This is a genomic window from Rhodococcus sp. MurmanLake-1, assembly GCF_056945715.1.
The window spans coordinates 1-15,539 of the sequence record NZ_JBWZNF010000022.1; the positions used below are offsets into that span (position 1 = coordinate 1).

The window sequence follows — 15,539 nt, forward strand, 5'->3', positions numbered from 1 at the left end:
GGGGGAGTCATGACCGACCCGGCCGGTGGTAGTCAGTCGGTGCCGTGTGAGGGCACGGTCTGCACGAACCCCAACCACGGCGCCGGCTAAAACCAAGCCCGAATCACACTGGTAAACAATGCATTACCCTGTTCGAGAGGCGGACTTTTGCGGCGGCCGGTCAAATTTCGGTCGTGCAGGGAAACTCGACGGGCACCCTCTGGAGGCGGAATGATCATCCACTTCACCTCACGCGCTGGCTGCTCAATTGCGTGTTCCGGATGACCACAATCGCAAGGCTGCAACTTGCGCAGACAGCAAATAGTTGGGGCACAGGCATGTTCGCAAAGAGCTGGCATGGGATGCCAACCGGAGTTGTCGAAAGCATCGCTGTGATACATCGACCGCCGTCGATCTTCTCGCCCGCAGGAGTACCTGCGCCGACCGGCATCGGAGAATTGACCCCATGCTCGATTTCTCTTGCAGATATCGCTCTTGCTGCGACTCGATCTACCTTCAGGCCGTGATGATCATTCGCTAAGCGGCAGAATCAGTTTCTCCGTAGTGCACGCACCGCCTGAAGCGATGACGGGCGTGCAAGGTAGACGAGGCGGGCGACCCGTAGGCAGCCCCCGCGAAACAGCATCGAGCGGTAGCCGAACTTTGGCGCCAAGGACATTGGACGACACCGTCGCCGGGTCGTCAACGAATTGACAGCGACAACGTGTCCGGTCAGGTACTGGACGTATCGGCGGGCAACGTAACTGCCCCACTGGCAACAGCAACTAACTCTCCGTCTCCGAACGACTGACGAGGACTGGTTCGCCCATCAGATTGCGTCTCCAGACGACGACGCGAGCGTGCTGATCCCTGATCGAAGGAAGGCTCAAATGGTATGAACCAAGGAGGCGAGTCCAAAACGGTGGACGGCGTGGAGTTCCAGTTCTGCGGCAAAAGAGTGGGCCCGAGCTTCGAGAATAGGGACGCGAAGCAGGGGTGGAGCTGACTATGCTCGATCCGCACCGCCTGCGCCAGTTCGTCGCTGTTGCGAAACATCTCAATATCACACATGCGGCCGCTGAGCTCGAGCTGACTCAGCAGGCAGTCAGTAGCACGATCAAAACAATCGAACGCGATCTAGGAGTGGCGTTGCTCAAACGAATCGGCCGTCGAATCGAATTGACTGACGCTGGCCGTACGCTCCGTGATGGAGCCCAACTCCTACTGGATGAGAGCAGCGCGCTCGTCAGAGCTGTGCGCGATGTGGAACCTGATCGCGACGAGCAACTGCTCATCGCACACACTTCGACGGTGTCGGTGGATGAGGTGATCGAACTCGTCGAACCCGTGTGCCGAGAGATTCCGCTGGCCTCAGTTACAGTTCGTCAGCTGCTAGCCCACGAGCTGATTCTAGCGCTCCGCGAAGGTCAGACCGACATTGCGCTGCGAAGAGGTGTCGCAGTCCCGGAAGGCTTCACAGGATCGATCATCGGGTATAGCCCTCTTCGGGTTGCGGTTTCCACTCAACACCCACTTGCAGTCGAGCGCACAATCGAACTAGAGGATCTAGCCGGCAGCGCCCTAATCCTCGCGAACCCGCCTGGAGCCTCTTTCTACTCGGACTTTCTGATTACAGCTTGTCGCCGAGAGGGTTTCGAACCTTCCGTCCTCGTCAGTCGTGTCCAAGGAATGCCCACGACTACGGCAGTGGTCGGCACTACAGGTTTCGCTTTCGTCACCGCGGAGCCCGGTCTCTATCACCACGATGAAGCCACCGTGTTGGAAGTTGCGGGTGCACCTCGTGTGCCATTGCAAGCAATATGGATGCAGCACAGAAGATCTCGGTTACGGCAGATCCTCCTGGTCAACGCGACCAGAGAGAGGTAATTCAGTGAGAGGTACACCCGGTCGCCAGGAACGACCGCTGCGTCTGTGTGAGAGATGAGAATGACGAGTTCCATGCTGACGCATGGCGTTTCTGGGCGATCTAAATCCCATCCATCGTGAACGAAGATTGGAAGCACTGGAGGATCACATGTCGGCACCCGAAACGACGGTAGAGGACGCGGTCACGGATTCTCGGACCCGCATCAGGCGAGAGTTACCCGCCGGCGCAAGTCGAGGTCGGGCCGACGCCCCTTCGTCGCAGTCTGTCGTCGTTATCGTGGGGTCGACAGACCGGGGGAGTTGCAACGGGGCTCCGTTGTGAGCGAACCTGCAATGGAGACGTTCGCGAATCGGCTCAACAAACTTTTCGAGCAAGCTGAAGTAAAGGTGACCAATCTCGAGGTCGCCCGAGGGATGCTGGAAAGTGGATGTTCGGTGTCGACGCCCTACCTATCCCAACTTCGAACCGGTGTACGCGAAAATCCGTCCCTCCTGGTAGTGAACGCGTTGGCCAACTTTTTCAGAGTTTCGCCGGACTACTTCTACGACGCGAACATCGACGAAGATCGTCCCTCGTCGAAACAAATCGACGTCGCGGATGCTGTCGTCCTCGAGAAGCTGTTAGATCGTCGCCTCCACCGTCTACTTTCAATGACATTGGGCCTGGCACCCAGTTCCGTAGAGCTGTTGGTCGACATGTCCAGTCGACTTCGTCTCGCAGATCGTCGCTAGTTGCCGGCGTGTAGTGGGGCCCGTTGTGGGCTTTCCCCTTGACTGTCGGGCGCAGATTTGTTGCTCACAGGATCACGAGAAGTCGTCGCATCAGAGTAGATACCCAATTCTTCGGTGGAAGGCCGGACAAGAGCATCTGTTGAGATGATGGTGCGACCGCACCGACGACGGCCGTGACACCCACCCTCCGAATCGTGAGTCTTTCCATCACCTACGGAACGAGGGATCAGCGGGCCGTTGAAGTTGTGAACACGTCGTTGAGGGTGACCATCGCAAGATTGCGTTCCCGAATTATGTCGACGAGTTGGCCGTACACATGTGTCACCGGAGGGTGATTGGCATGTCCGATAATGATCGATTGAGCGGTGAAGTACTTGTGGGCACACTCGAGTAGATACTGCTCGGTGATCAGCCCTGAATCGGATAACGATCCGTACCAAAGTGTCGGGACGGTGTAGCCGTGATCGGCAGCGACCATGTCAACGGATGCATTGTGGTACCCGAATGGGGGACGGTAGAACGGGGTGCCGTCTACACCGAAGGTGTTGCTCAAGAAGGTTTTTGTTCGATCGAACTGGGAAGCGACCGCCGACGGCGACAGTGCAGTGAGATCTGGATGGTCCCAGGTGTGGTTGGCCAGTTGAATCTGACCACTCTCGACCAGCGGGCGTAGCGCAGCCTTGTGGACGGTCCACCCGTCGTACACTCCGGTGACGAAAAAGGTGAACCGAGCGCCGGTGTCCTTGGCAAACTGTATGTAGGCGCCGACGACATCGGCGTTGGCGCCGTCATCTACGGTCAGTGCGATGTTGTTGCCCTGTCCTGGAATTGCTGTGAGAGCGCCTGACGGCACAGGAACACGCGAGGCCGACGGGGGTGGCCCCACCAAGGCGGGCGACGCGTCAGCGGGTGCCACCGGCGGGGAAGTGGGTGTGGCCGATTCGTCGAGTGCGACCGCACCCCCGCCATACGCTCTCGAGCATCCGGCCAGGGTCACAGATGTGCCTGCGGCGAGTATCGCCAAGAAACTTCGTCTGTCCACACTGTGGAACTTTAGCTGACAACGACCGAAGCAATCCCACTCCACACGTCGTCCGACGAGGATGAAGGTGCGAAGCGGATACGTGCATTTGGGGCTGGATTTCAGTCGCTCGTTTCAGGCCAACGAGTGACATCCGAGAGCATCCTTGGGCGGGCGTCTCTGGCCGCCGCATAACACTGAGATTGCTCGCAATTGTGCAGGCTGAACGTATTTGGCGGCCCCGACGGCCACACAAGAAAGGGGACCGACGGGGCCAGTTGGATGCCCTCGCTGTCTGAAGGCACCTCTACCGCGACGGTACTCCGATCTCTCTATCTTGGTCATGGGGTGGAGGGCAGTTCGACTGCGTTGGGATGCAAGGATCCGGTTCGAGCGGGGCGCATGAAAAGTATTGGCCAAGAATGTAATTCGTGATCGAAGTCAGTTGACGTTCAAAATGGGATGAATCCGCACACGAAGGCTGACAAAGGAACGGTGTGGTTTGACAAAATATAGTTGTTGTCACGTTTCGGCGCGTTGATTCTGCTCAGTGGAGCTATTTCGATGGAACGCCACGAATGCGCGTGTTTCTCGCGAATGGTCGTAGGTGGCGTGCAAGACAGCAGGTGTGTGAAGCACACACTTCAGCCAAATGGGACGCTGCCATGCCGAAACGGTGCTCGGGGAGTCCCGCGGTAAGGGCGATTTTCCGCAAATGCGAAGGTCTGTTGACCTGATCGCTAAAGGCATCGGCGATCTCCGCGACGTGGCCGTTCACGACTGGGCGATGCGCGCGACACGATGCTGCCTGTTGGTGCAATGCCCGGATCATGGAGCACGTCGCGCGGCCACAAGGCAAAGGCGCACAAGGGACATCGATCAGAACACCGCCGCAGCATTGTTTGCGCGCGCTCCGGCCTTCCCCGCCATGAGTTCGTTGGTCCCGTCCTCGCTCCGTGCAGCAAGCATCTTCAGGGCAGCATGTGTGCGGGTGCCTTTAACGCCAGTCAAGACGATCAGCTCCTGATCGGGATCGGATACGCATCCAAGGGTCTCCCATTCCAACGTCAACTCCCCAGCGACCGGATGATTTAAGACCTTGATTCCGCAGGTCTGGCGAACAACGTCATGCGATGCCCACCATCGGCGAAAATCTGGGTCGTGAACCGATAGCTCACCGACAATTTCGGCAAGTCGCGGATCATTCGGGTTCTTTCCCGCATCCATGCGGAGGAAAGACACGCATAGACGAGCGGTGGCTTTCCAGTCTGCAAACAAACCGCGAACCTCTGGATCGAGAAACGCCAAGCGAACGTAATTTCGTTGCGAACGCGGAATGGTGGAGAAGTCTGCGAACACCGCGGAGGCTTGCGAATTCCATGCCAGTACATCCAGATAGCGACCCAGAAGTAGCACTGGACTCTCGGTGAACTCGTCAATCAGACGCTGCATCGACGGTCGAACACGCTGAATATCTTGCCGTTTGGAGCGCGTCGCTGGGCGACCCGCGAGCCCGTGCATGTACGCGTGTTGATCCTCATCCAGCCGAAGGGCTTGAGATAACGCGGCGAGTACGTTCCCCGATGCAGGGAGCCTCCCCTGTTCCAACCGAGCGTAGTAGTCGGTGCTGATCGCCGCGAGCTTTGCAACTTCCTCCCGTCTCAGTCCAGGGACCCGCCGTACGCTGTCCGTCACGGGCATTCCGACCATAGCCGGGTTGAGTTCAGCGCGCCGGGCCCGCAGGAAGTTCCCCAGTTCGTTGCTTGCATCCATGGTCGCAAGTATTACAGAGCGGCCCCCCAGCTACCTGGGATAAATTCTTCCCTGGGAATAAACCTTCCTCTTGTGGGAACCGCGGCCAGGGATAAACCTAGGCAAAGGTTCGGCACGGACACGTTGAACCTTGGAAACGAAAAACGTGGGAAGGGACCGCCGTATGTCTGACGACGATGTTGCGCACGCCGGGACAGGCGAACGAATTGATCCCTGACTTGGCCCAAGTTCCCCTCTAGGTCGAACCAGACTGCTGGAGTGCGTCATCAGACGCTTCGCCGCGCCAACCTTCACGCAGACACCGCAGCCATGAACACCTACTTCGTTGTTGAGTGTTCGACCCTTCTGGAACTCGGCCGACGGCGAACAGCAGACACTCAGGGGAGTTCGCTGATATCAAAGTGGTGATCACCTACGTAGTCCCTCCGCGCGCCGTTCCGTCGAGTGCAGGTAGCGAAGTCCGAATGTAAAACGCTGCGTGACTTCGTGATGCAACAAATCCGCCGGCAGATTGGCATACATGACGATTGAACCCATGCTGGGCTGAAGTCCACAGCTCACCTGGACGGCATACGGGTCCTCAGGGTGATTCGAGACCTATTTCCACATCTCCTCCGAGAACGCGAAATGTGCTGTGCCGTAAAATTATCCGTCGAGAGGCTATGTCCGTGAGGGTGGATCGACAGCAGAGAACTCTCGCATCATCAGGGCGATGCATTCGGGATATGAAATTCACGGCAAGCGGACGCGGCACCAGGACCACGAGGCAACCGGACAGAACAGTCATACCCAGACTCGAAAGTATCGCGCTCTCGCAGCTTGAAACGCGTGCAGACTTGCATCGCCACTGCGGATGGAACACGTAGGAAGCACAACTATGGATGAGATACGCACTAAACAAGCACGCACAGTTGACTTCGAAGCATATTCCAATAGTGTTGGGAATCTAGATGTTTCCGTCATCGATAGGCGGCCAGTGTGGGCGCGACGATATTTCGGCGTCGCTCTGTGTCGTGTGAAGTGTCGGAGGATGGCGTGAACGAGTACGTTCTCGACCCTCACCGGCTGGCACAGTTCGTCGCTGTCGCGGAGCACTTGAACATCACACGTGCAGCTGCCGATCTTCATCTGACCCAGCAGGCGGTCAGCAGCACTATCAAAGTGCTCGAGCGCGAACTGAAGGTCACCCTCCTCAAACGTACCGGCCGCGGTATTGCGCTCACCCCGGCCGGGGCCAGACTGCTTGCCGGAGCGAGGCCACTCGTTGATGCGAGCAAGTCGCTCGTGCGGGCCACCCGCGCCGCAGCCCGCGACACCGATGAAGAGCTGGCGATCGGGTACACGTCTGCGATTACGCCAGACGAAATCTTCGACATGATTTCTCGTCTGCGGAAGCACTATCCGAACGCCGCTATCACCACACGTCAGTACTTGGGTGACGAAATCATCGAGGCCCTTCGTTCGGGCACCGTCGGCATCGGCCTCCAGCGCGACACCACCCACACTGACGATGTCGATACCGCCATGATGTCCTTCACACCGCTGCGGATCGCCGTCTCGTCTTCTCACCGACTGGCACATCGACCTAGCATCGCCCTTAGTGAGTTGGCCGCCGAAACCCTGATGCTCGGTGAATCCTCCGGAAGCTCGACCTATTCCGAGTTTCTACTCTCGATCTGTCGCGGCGCAGGATTCGAGCCCACCACAACGATCAGCAACTTCCGCGGTGTCGAGCATTCAGCAATCGTGATCGGAACCGACTGCTATACCTTTGTCACAGCCGGATCCGGGACCTATCACAGGGGCGCGACGACTGTCATCCCTCTAGCTGGCACGCACCTGGCGGCGATACAGGCAGTGTGGCTGCGCCACACCACATCCCGTATCCGTGACACCCTCGTCACGGATAACCAGGCGATCACCGCGTTCACCGAGCGCCACATCGATGTCCGTGGCCGCGAACAATCGTCGCTGCACGAACCTTCCTCTCCTGCCCACGTTATGCCAGGCGGCCGCTGCGAAATAGACTCTCGATCAGAAGTTGGCCGCAGCGAGGAATCGCACGACGCTGATGTGAGCGTCTACTGCGCATAAAGCGGGTACCAGCATGCCGAACAGGACGCTCCACCAGGCCATTCGTATGTCTGCACCGACGTCCCGGCGCAATGGCCAAAGTCCTGCGGTGTGCAACTCAACTACGAGCGGAGCCGGTCAATAACCTGGCCGGCGCTGCCGCAGTGTCGATGTGAGGTGACCAGGATCCGCAGGGTGGTCGGTTTCGAGTCCCCGGACAATGCGGCGCAAGTGCGGGAAAGTCATTTGCCGAGACTGCTGAGGGGCTTCCTCTGACGACGAGTGATCGGGTGGCTTAGTGCATCGTCGGACATGGTCGGACGATCGTAAATGGTCCGCATGGGCCGTGGGCCAATCAATGTTGATCACTATGTCGCGGACACCGGCGATAACCCTGGTACCGCTACCGAGGCACCACGATTCCCGGACCTTGGGCGCCTGCCTGAGAGAGCCAAACGGCAGTGACAACGGAGAGCCCGGTGCTCGGTAATAGGCACGCCGGGTTCGGAGAGCGGCCCGGAGAAGCGGCAACATCGGTGCCGAGCGTCAGGCCAACTCAACCTGTTCCGAACCCGACTGCCAGGAACGCCCCGAGACGCAAGATCGGCACCGACATCTCGACTCAGACGTACAAGTGGGTTCGACGGAAACTTCGGCCGCCTGTAGGCGAAATCGCTCTCGATAAGCGAACCCCCCACCTCAGCAAGCCAGCAATTTGTCGGCCAGAGCGTTTACATATCGTCTGAGATTTGGAGCGCGGCGAGCATTTCTGCTTGATGTCGTCGCCCGGCTGTCTCGTAGCCGATAACGGTGACGAACGGTGCCAGCATCACCAACATGAGACAAATGGCGAATGGCATACCCAGCGCGGCGAGCGTGACTGCCAGAACGAGGATCGCCGCGGTAGCTGCGATCAGCGACAGGTGGAATTTGTCGGCGGAGGACATCAGCAGAGTGTGAAGCAGATAGAAAACCGCCAAGAAGAGCGCGACCGGTGCCGCCAATGAGAGCACCACTGCAGTTTCGCTCAGCGAACTGTGATGCTCGAGGTACAGACCCGCAACATGCAATCCCGCGCCGGCGCCTGCCGTGCCGATGAACAGGAGAATGTGCCCATATCCGAATAGATAGCCGCGCTCCCTGCGATGCTCGAGCATGTCACCGAAGGGGGTGGTGAAGTACACCCACCACAGGCCGAAGGTGAGGCCCACTCCCGCGACGACGACGGCAACCGTATTCAGAGTCCAGGACATACCATCTGCCCCACCGAGCAGACCCGACGACGATGCCACAGTCCCGACGACTCCTTCGCCCAATGTAATGATCGCGAACAAGGCGTACCTTTCGGCCAAATGATGCGGATGCCACGGTGTCCGGCCCGCGGAACCCTGGGCCAAGACAGGAACGAGAAGTTCAAGGGCGCCGATCGCAACAAATGCGGGGACGACAACCGTATTCGGCAAACCACTGAAGGCGACTATCACCCAAGCGATTTGAGCCAACACCGTCCATCGAATGGTCGCCCACGCGGTAGCGCTGTATTCAGGTGAAGAGCGAGCGGCGCGCCACCATTGGAGCACCATCGCCAATCGCATCACCACATAGCCGATGACCATGAGCCGCATCTCGAGGTGTCCACCCTCTTCGACGGAGTGGAACATCGGCGGGAGCCCCAGTGCGAACACCACTACGCCGACCATCTGGATCATGGTCAGGGTGCGGTAGAGCCAGTCGTCGGTATCGAAGGCGGAGCCGAACCAACTGAAACTGAGCCAAGCCAGACAGATTGCGAACATCGCCAGGACGAATGCGAAGGTTGCCGACGCCACGTGCCCCTCGGCGAGCATCTCGGCGAATTGTGATGCGGCAGTACCTACAGCCACCACGAAGGTCAAGTCGAAGAGCAGCTCCAACGGGGACGCAGCACGCCCTCGTTCATTCGGATCGCGCCCCGTCATCGGGAGAAGTTGAGAACGCGGGCCCCGTTCCTGCTGATTGCCGTAGTCACTAGCGTTCATTGCCATCCATTCCTTCATCCGATGCCGTTGTTGGGCGACTGCCGATGCGTAGGCATCGGTATTGATGTCGATTGTTGAGCGAGCCTCCTGTTGACCTCACCCGCATCCAGTTTGCTGGGACCATCTCGTTTCGGTACGGAAATGTATCCCAACGCCCCCGGTAGCCCTTGCCTCGCGCATATGGCGTGTGAGCTGGTAGACAAGGTTTTGCAACTGAGGGTTGACATCCACGGCCTCATTGTCAATCTTCTACTTGCTCGCTTCAATGAAGACTGCCGTGACGAACTTACATTGGAAAACGGGCTTTCCACCTAGTCACGATCCCTTGGCTCACAGTGATTTCGGTGGGCCTGATCGAGCGTAAGTGCTGACTGCTTGTTGGGCTGAGGAATTCCGGACGGAGGCGAGAGGTAGTGTACCGCAGCCCTATCGCCTACTACGGAGCGAAGGATGTGTCGTCGATTGGCAATACGATGGCCTGTCCACGATGGCAGAATCTAAGTTTCTCGTCGACGGATAAAACCCTCTCTCGTCGAGGAGGAACGCGCGAAAAAACAAAAAGCATTTGTAAAACTACTCATAAGATTTGTGACTGGTATGGGCGCGAACCGCCTTTAGGGAGGCACCAGTCGTTGCTGCTGCGGCCGTACGTTTGGATGCAGTAAGTGTGTAATATTTCGATGTTGCCCCGGCTGCCTCCGATAGACCTACCTGCGTCAACGGGTGCGAGAGTGGCCGCTGCTAGAGAGTGTTCGGCCTGTCGGGTCGGCGCGCAATCGTAACGACTGGCGACAGCCAGACCCGTATCGCCCCAACAGGTTCCAGTAATATTTCTTTGCAGCCCTGATAGTTCAAACCAAGGGGCGTACACCAAGGGATGGGCGATTGCTAGTCCTGTTCGTGCCGGATAGCACGAGCGCAGATGGTGAATGAGCCAATTTTTAAGCTACTGTAATGAGGCCTACTGCCCTGAGCTTACTGCGCTAAATAGTCTGGATTCCTGAGCGTCTAGCTAAATTGTGATAAAAGATCATATGCCCGCCAGCTAGCGACTGTGCGGCAGCGTACGAATGCCTATGGCCTGCAGTTGAACCGTGTGCAACCTGCACCACGTCCCTTAACCGAGAGTGATGAAAATGAGTAACCCCAACCTCGCCCCCGCAAAAACCAACACGTTGGCCATCGTCAGTCTTGTGGCCTCAATCCTGTCGTTCGTCACCTTCGTGTTCATCCTCTCGATCGGTGGGATCGTGGCCGGCAAAAAGGCTCAGCGCCAGATCGCAGCGTCAGGGGAAGGTGGAGCGGGGATCGCGAAGGCTGGCGTGATCATCGGTTGGGTCTCGCTCGTTTGGGGCATACTTGGTGTCATTGGCCTAGCCGTGTTCTGGGGCAACTGAGCAGTCAAATATGGCCTGCAGCAACATGAATGCATGAGAGGCAGGTCGGAAGCGGACTCGGAGTGACCATTTTTGAGGATTCCAATGCCCGCGACCTGGTTACTGCGATGTCACTGTCGATGCACACCGCCAGGGTTGCTCAAGACGCTTGGTTTGGTCTGCGGCACCCCAAGCCTCCACCAGTCGAAATAGAGCGTCAATAGATTCTCGATGTTGGGCGAAGTGCCCACCGACCTCATCGGCTTCGCGATCCGGCACTTCAGATGATGTTCGTGCCGGGAGGAGGTCGTCAGTCTGTCGGCACGGCAACAAGATCCGTATCGAGAACATCGACGGAGAACCTATCTTCATCAGTGATGGGATCTGAGCATGGATTTCACCGCCTCGCCGATCGACCTCGTGCCGGTTCACCTGATCGTGTCATCTATCTAGGTCCAGTCAGTTTCTGATGTACTGTCGCGCTGCGGCCGGAAGGGACTGGCGACTTCGCTCAAGCAGCCGGGGGTCGAGGCCACGGAGTTCGCTTGACGGGATTGTTGAACGGTGCAACTCGCGCCACGGAGGACCCTCTTTGATCTGGGCTTGAGTTTCCTACGTGCTCGCGGTACACGGCGGCGAGGACGGGTTGCAGGGCGAGGCGCGCTGGGTGGTGCGCCGTTTCGGCGTCGGATCCGTCGAAACGGACGCACACATCAGCCATCAAAAATCAGCAGTGAGCAACGCTCTCACTCGGGCACTGTCACGTTAATCGAAAAGTATAGCGGCACATCTAGTTCGGGACAGTCTGCTACGAGATACCGCCAGGCCGTTCACTTTCAGGCGGCGGCAGTCGCGGTGACTTCCTGCCAGACCGCGAAGCGGCCGGCCATCTCGGTATGCCATTCGAGCGACGAGAGCCGGTGTCGGCCTGGCCGGAAATGCGGTGAGATGCCACTGAACGCGGACAGGAATCGTTGCGCGTGCCCGGGCGATGTGAACCGTTTCATTGCCCGTTCTCGCTGTCGGGTCGGTTGGTGCGAGTTCTCTACCCGGTTGTTCAAGTACTTCGATCGGCGATGCTCGACCGAGGCCAGCATCTCGCGGTGCGCGACGCTGTAGCTAGTCAGCTTGTCTGTAACGATCACTCGCGGCACATACTCCAATCCTTTGAGCAGTCGGCGGAAGAACTTCTTGGCCGCCAAAGCGTTTCGGCGCGGCTGAACCAGCACATCGAGCACGTTGCCGTGCTGATCGACCGCCCGCCACAGGTAATGCTGGACGCCGTTGATACGGATGAACACCTCGTCGAAGTGCCACCTGTCACCGGGCCGGGCCCGTCGGCGGCGCAGCTCGTTTGCGTATGCCTGCCCGAACTTGGCACACCACCGGCGGATCGTCTCGTAACTGACCACGACACCGCGTTCGAGCATGAGTTCCTCGACTTCACGGAAGCTGAGCGGGAACCGGAAGTACAACCACACGCAGTGGTTGATGATATCGACCGGGTAGCGGTGGCCTTTGTACGACAACATTGGAGTGATCACGCATCATTCTCCCAGTTCGCCGCGTTCAACAACGTGACAGTGCCGTGGGATGAGTTCGATGTCAACGGGTTCCGCGAACTACTGCAAGAGCAGCTTGTCGACCTTCGAGGCTTCCTTCAACGAGCTCCTCGACAGACTCAACCAGCGGTAGTCCGAATCCGATCACGGCTCGTCCAGCGCGTCGTCGCCTCCTCGAGTGGTCCCCTCTGCCCGATTCGAGAGGAGCGACGCGGTGGCCAGATCGATGAGCGTGTCGGGGGCAAGGAGGGCGAGTCCGTCCTGCCCGTATTCGCTGCGGGTGGTGTCGTCGCTGCGTCGGTGCAGGATGGTCAGCAGGGTATCGCGTTGTGGGGGAGACACTCTGACGGTGAGTGTGCCGTCGGCGGCTTCGGTGAGCGCTGTGAGGACTGCAGTGATGATCTGTTCGCGGACGGGGTCTGCGGTCTGGTCCATGCCGTGGTCGTCGAGCAGGATGACGTCGACTCCCCGTGCACGTGCTGCCCTGGCTGCGGCGGCGATGGCGGCGGTGTCGAGAATGGGGGCTCGGAGGGTGTCGCGTAGGTGCGCTTCGAGGAGGGTGCACGCCAGTTGTTGCTCGTCGGTGATGTCCTCGTCTGTGGCGAGGTGTTGGAGGAGGGGGCGGGCCAAGTTGTCGAGTCGTCGCAGTTGTTGGTCGCGTTCGTCGAGGATTGCGGTGTCGGCGGCTTCGGCGGCGACGCGGATGATGGTTTGTTCGCGCAGTGCGAAGATGTCGCGGGCGGCGGGACGGATGGTCCAGGCGAAGAACGTCGCCATCAACAGTGGGGCGAGGTTGATGGCGGAGATTCCGATGCCGTAGCCGGCGCTTTGTCCGGTTCGTTGCGCCCACCAGGCGCAACTCGCCAAGGTGGCGGTCATCCCGAGCCATGCCCACCAAGTCCGTCCGCGGACACACATATAGGTGTAGATCGCGGTCGCGGCGGAGAGAGGCCAGAGTTGTAATAGACCGTCGATCGGGATCGGTACGACCGCGAACACCAGATTGAGGCTGATCGGTCCCGCCAGCATCAGCGCAAGAGTTGTCCGATACGGCAGAGGATCACCGGCGGTCCGGATGAGGGTGACCGCGGCGGCACTGACCACAATCCAAGCTGATGTTTCGGCCCACAACGACTTTGCTGTGGGGGCTGTGGTGAGCGCGAGGAGAAGGAACGTCGCGATGAACGCGCCGACGACTACAGTGGCCGCGGTGGTGCGCAGCCCGAGGAGTTCGCGGACATCGCGGGTGTCGGAGGTGTGATGGTTCGCGCTCGATGCGGTGCGGTCGTCGGTCATGGCGCCGTCCATTCGATGTGCACGGTGGTGCCGCGTCCGGGCCGCGAGTCCACCCGCGCTGATCCACCGGCGATGGGTCGCATTCGTCCGAGGATGCTGACGGCGATGCCCAGGCGGTGTGGGGGGATCGAGGCGTGGTCGAATCCGACGCCGTCGTCGGCGATGGTGATGGCGATGCTGTCGGCCTGTAAGGCGGCGGTGACTGTTCGGGTGGCCCGTGGTCCGGCGTGGAGGTGACTGTTGCGCAGTGCTTCGGAGAGCGCACCGCTCATGGACCGGACGATGCTCACGGGAATCCGCAAGGTTTCTGCAGTCTCGGTGCCGGTTACGACGAACGAGGCGTTGGGGTCGATATCGACTGTAGCGGTGCGTAGTTGGGCGAGGGTCTCGTCGAGGCCGATGGACTGATCGGGATCGCTGACGGTGTGCAGTTCGTCGAGTTCACGCAAGGTCGTTGAGGCGAGGGCACGGACATTGTGTCGGTGCACAGGCCGGGAGGCGGTCAGGAGGGTGGCGATCACTCCGTCGTGGATGAGGGCGTCGAAGCGTTCACGTTCGACGGCGCGGGCCCGTTGGGCGGCGGCACTTGCGGCCGCGGCGTGCGTGGCGTTGGTGGTGGCGTCGAGTAGCCGACCGGTGCGTAGTGCCATCGCGGCTCCGCCGACGAACAGTGTGCAGAACATGATCGCGAAGGTGATGTCCGGGATCAGCATCGGCGCGGATGCGTTTACTCTGGCGACGAGGTTGATCATTTGCACTGTGGTACAGCCGATCACGAGATGGATAAAGGCAACGCTCGTCGGCCAGGCGATGACGCCGGCGAGGCTGGCCAGGCCGGGGAAGGCTGCCAGCCACACGCCGTCATCGCCCGGCAGTTGGGCCCCGGTCCATGCCAGGGGCCAGGTGAACGCGGCCGCGAGGAAGACCAGTGCGGCCACGGCGGCCGCCGAGCGCATCGCTGCGGTGCTGCGGCGGAAGGAGAGCAGGCCGGGCAGCATGCCGGATCCGAATACGGTCAGCACAGCGAGAGGTGTCCACCATCGATGCATGTGCGGCGTCGTCGTAATAATCGAGGGGTACAGCAGTGCGAGGTAGGCGAGGTAGCCGACGCTGGTGAAGCGGGCGAACATGCGTAGGATGCGATCGGTGTTCTCCTGGCCGACCCCCGTCGCGGGGGACAGCACGGCCGGGCTGGTCATCGCAGTCCGCGTTCGGGGACCGGAAGCCACCCGTCTTCGACGGCGCGTTTGTAGAGGTCGGTTTTGGTGTTCGCGGGGCGTCCGGCGTCGGCGTATTTGGCGCGGATACGGCCGAGGTAGTCGTTGACGGTGTGGGTGGTCAATCCGGTCAGGCGAGCCACGCGGTCGGCCTTTTCCCCGGAGGCGTAGAGGGCGAGCACATCACGCTGGCGCGGGCTGAGATCGACCTCGGCTAAATGGGGGTCACCATCGACGGCAGCGGCCCACTCCGTGGTCACGACAGGTTCGCCCGCGGCCGCGGCGATGATCGCTGCCACGACGACATCGGCGGTCTCGGATTTGCGCACCACACCGAGAACCCCCGCCTTGGCCGCCAAACGCACGAGGTACGGGTTCTCGGCGCCGGTGAAGATCAGGGTTTCCAAGCCTGCGGCGCGGAGCTCGTCGACGTTGGTTTTCGGGGACGATCCGTCTGCAAGGCGTAGGTCGAGGATCGCCAGATCCAACGCGGCCTCCTGGGCGAGTAGTGCGGAGACGGTGGGTGCTGAGGCGCACACGGACAGGGACGGGCACGGGGCGAGCATCGCCTCGAGGCCCATGACGACCGCCTCATGGTCCTCGAC

At 59.9% G+C, this 15,539-nt stretch carries 12 protein-coding genes; 5 read left to right on the forward strand and 7 right to left on the reverse strand.

Features of this window, described 5'->3' with window-relative positions:
• Window positions 1-987: 987 nt before the first annotated feature.
• Window positions 988-1,866, forward strand: coding sequence for a LysR family transcriptional regulator (locus AC2ETI_RS30955; protein ID WP_483634880.1), 879 nt, complete (start codon window positions 988-990; stop codon window positions 1,864-1,866).
• Window positions 1,867-2,184: 318 nt separating this feature from the next.
• Window positions 2,185-2,598, forward strand: coding sequence for a helix-turn-helix domain-containing protein (locus tag AC2ETI_RS30960; protein ID WP_483634881.1), 414 nt, complete (start codon window positions 2,185-2,187; stop codon window positions 2,596-2,598).
• 226 nt (window positions 2,599-2,824) lie between these two features.
• Here the strand turns inward: AC2ETI_RS30960 and AC2ETI_RS30965 are convergent, their stop codons facing one another.
• Together AC2ETI_RS30965 and AC2ETI_RS30970 are read right to left on the reverse strand one after the other, a co-directional pair.
• Entirely contained in the window at window positions 2,825-3,640 is an 816-nt protein-coding gene (locus AC2ETI_RS30965; RefSeq protein WP_222671165.1) for a polysaccharide deacetylase family protein, read from the reverse strand.
• A gap of 858 nt (window positions 3,641-4,498) precedes the next feature.
• A complete protein-coding gene (locus AC2ETI_RS30970; protein ID WP_483634882.1) occupies window positions 4,499-5,392 on the reverse strand; it encodes a helix-turn-helix domain-containing protein in 894 nt (297 codons plus the stop codon).
• A gap of 1,035 nt (window positions 5,393-6,427) precedes the next feature.
• On the opposite strand from AC2ETI_RS30970, the gene AC2ETI_RS30975 reads away from it, so the two are divergent.
• A complete protein-coding gene (locus AC2ETI_RS30975; protein ID WP_222671164.1) occupies window positions 6,428-7,486 on the forward strand; it encodes a LysR family transcriptional regulator in 1,059 nt (352 codons plus the stop codon).
• Window positions 7,487-8,196: 710 nt separating this feature from the next.
• Here AC2ETI_RS30975 and AC2ETI_RS30980 read toward each other — a convergent pair.
• Window positions 8,197-9,483: a low temperature requirement protein A gene (locus AC2ETI_RS30980; protein ID WP_261779123.1), complete on the reverse strand. Its 1,287-nt coding sequence runs from the start codon at window positions 9,481-9,483 to the stop codon at window positions 8,197-8,199.
• Between the two features lie 1,136 nt (window positions 9,484-10,619).
• On the opposite strand from AC2ETI_RS30980, the gene AC2ETI_RS30985 reads away from it, so the two are divergent.
• Window positions 10,620-10,880: a DUF4190 domain-containing protein gene (locus tag AC2ETI_RS30985; RefSeq protein WP_159419754.1), complete on the forward strand. Its 261-nt coding sequence runs from the start codon at window positions 10,620-10,622 to the stop codon at window positions 10,878-10,880.
• Window positions 10,881-11,475: 595 nt separating this feature from the next.
• A complete protein-coding gene (locus tag AC2ETI_RS30990) occupies window positions 11,476-11,628 on the forward strand; it encodes a hypothetical protein (RefSeq protein WP_472796479.1) in 153 nt (50 codons plus the stop codon).
• Between the two features lie 67 nt (window positions 11,629-11,695).
• On the opposite strand, the gene AC2ETI_RS30995 is transcribed toward AC2ETI_RS30990, so the two are convergent.
• The 4 genes from AC2ETI_RS30995 to AC2ETI_RS31010 all read right to left on the reverse strand — a co-directional run bounded on the left by AC2ETI_RS30995 (window position 11,696) and on the right by AC2ETI_RS31010 (window position 15,515).
• Complete coding sequence (locus AC2ETI_RS30995; RefSeq protein WP_054781879.1) at window positions 11,696-12,391, reverse strand: IS6 family transposase; 696 nt, start codon at window positions 12,389-12,391, stop codon at window positions 11,696-11,698.
• 174 nt (window positions 12,392-12,565) lie between these two features.
• Window positions 12,566-13,717 (reverse strand): hypothetical protein, encoded by a 1,152-nt coding sequence (locus AC2ETI_RS31000; RefSeq protein ID WP_483634883.1) that lies wholly within the window; start codon window positions 13,715-13,717, stop codon window positions 12,566-12,568.
• Window positions 13,714-14,916 carry a sensor histidine kinase gene (locus tag AC2ETI_RS31005; protein ID WP_483634884.1) on the reverse strand — a complete coding sequence of 401 codons (1,203 nt, stop codon included), beginning with the start codon at window positions 14,914-14,916 and terminating at the stop codon, window positions 13,714-13,716. The genes AC2ETI_RS31000 and AC2ETI_RS31005 overlap by 4 nt, the downstream gene beginning before the upstream one ends.
• Window positions 14,913-15,515 (reverse strand): helix-turn-helix transcriptional regulator, encoded by a 603-nt coding sequence (locus tag AC2ETI_RS31010; protein ID WP_483634912.1) that lies wholly within the window; start codon window positions 15,513-15,515, stop codon window positions 14,913-14,915. Before AC2ETI_RS31010 ends, AC2ETI_RS31005 begins: the two co-directional genes overlap by 4 nt.
• Window positions 15,516-15,539 lie beyond the last annotated feature (24 nt).

Coding starts and splice junctions, on each gene's coding strand:
- AC2ETI_RS30980 (WP_261779123.1), bottom strand. CDS start 9,483: ATGAACGCTAGTGACTACGGCAATCAGCAGGAACGGGGCCCGCGTTCT.
- AC2ETI_RS30970 (WP_483634882.1), bottom strand. CDS start 5,392: ATGGATGCAAGCAACGAACTGGGGAACTTCCTGCGGGCCCGGCGCGCT.
- AC2ETI_RS30995 (WP_054781879.1), bottom strand. CDS start 12,391: ATGTTGTCGTACAAAGGCCACCGCTACCCGGTCGATATCATCAACCAC.
- AC2ETI_RS31000 (WP_483634883.1), bottom strand. CDS start 13,717: ATGACCGACGACCGCACCGCATCGAGCGCGAACCATCACACCTCCGAC.
- AC2ETI_RS31005 (WP_483634884.1), bottom strand. CDS start 14,916: ATGACCAGCCCGGCCGTGCTGTCCCCCGCGACGGGGGTCGGCCAGGAG.
- AC2ETI_RS30985 (WP_159419754.1), top strand. CDS start 10,620: ATGAGTAACCCCAACCTCGCCCCCGCAAAAACCAACACGTTGGCCATC.
- AC2ETI_RS31010 (WP_483634912.1), bottom strand. CDS start 15,515: ATGGGCCTCGAGGCGATGCTCGCCCCGTGCCCGTCCCTGTCCGTGTGC.
- AC2ETI_RS30955 (WP_483634880.1), top strand. CDS start 988: ATGCTCGATCCGCACCGCCTGCGCCAGTTCGTCGCTGTTGCGAAACAT.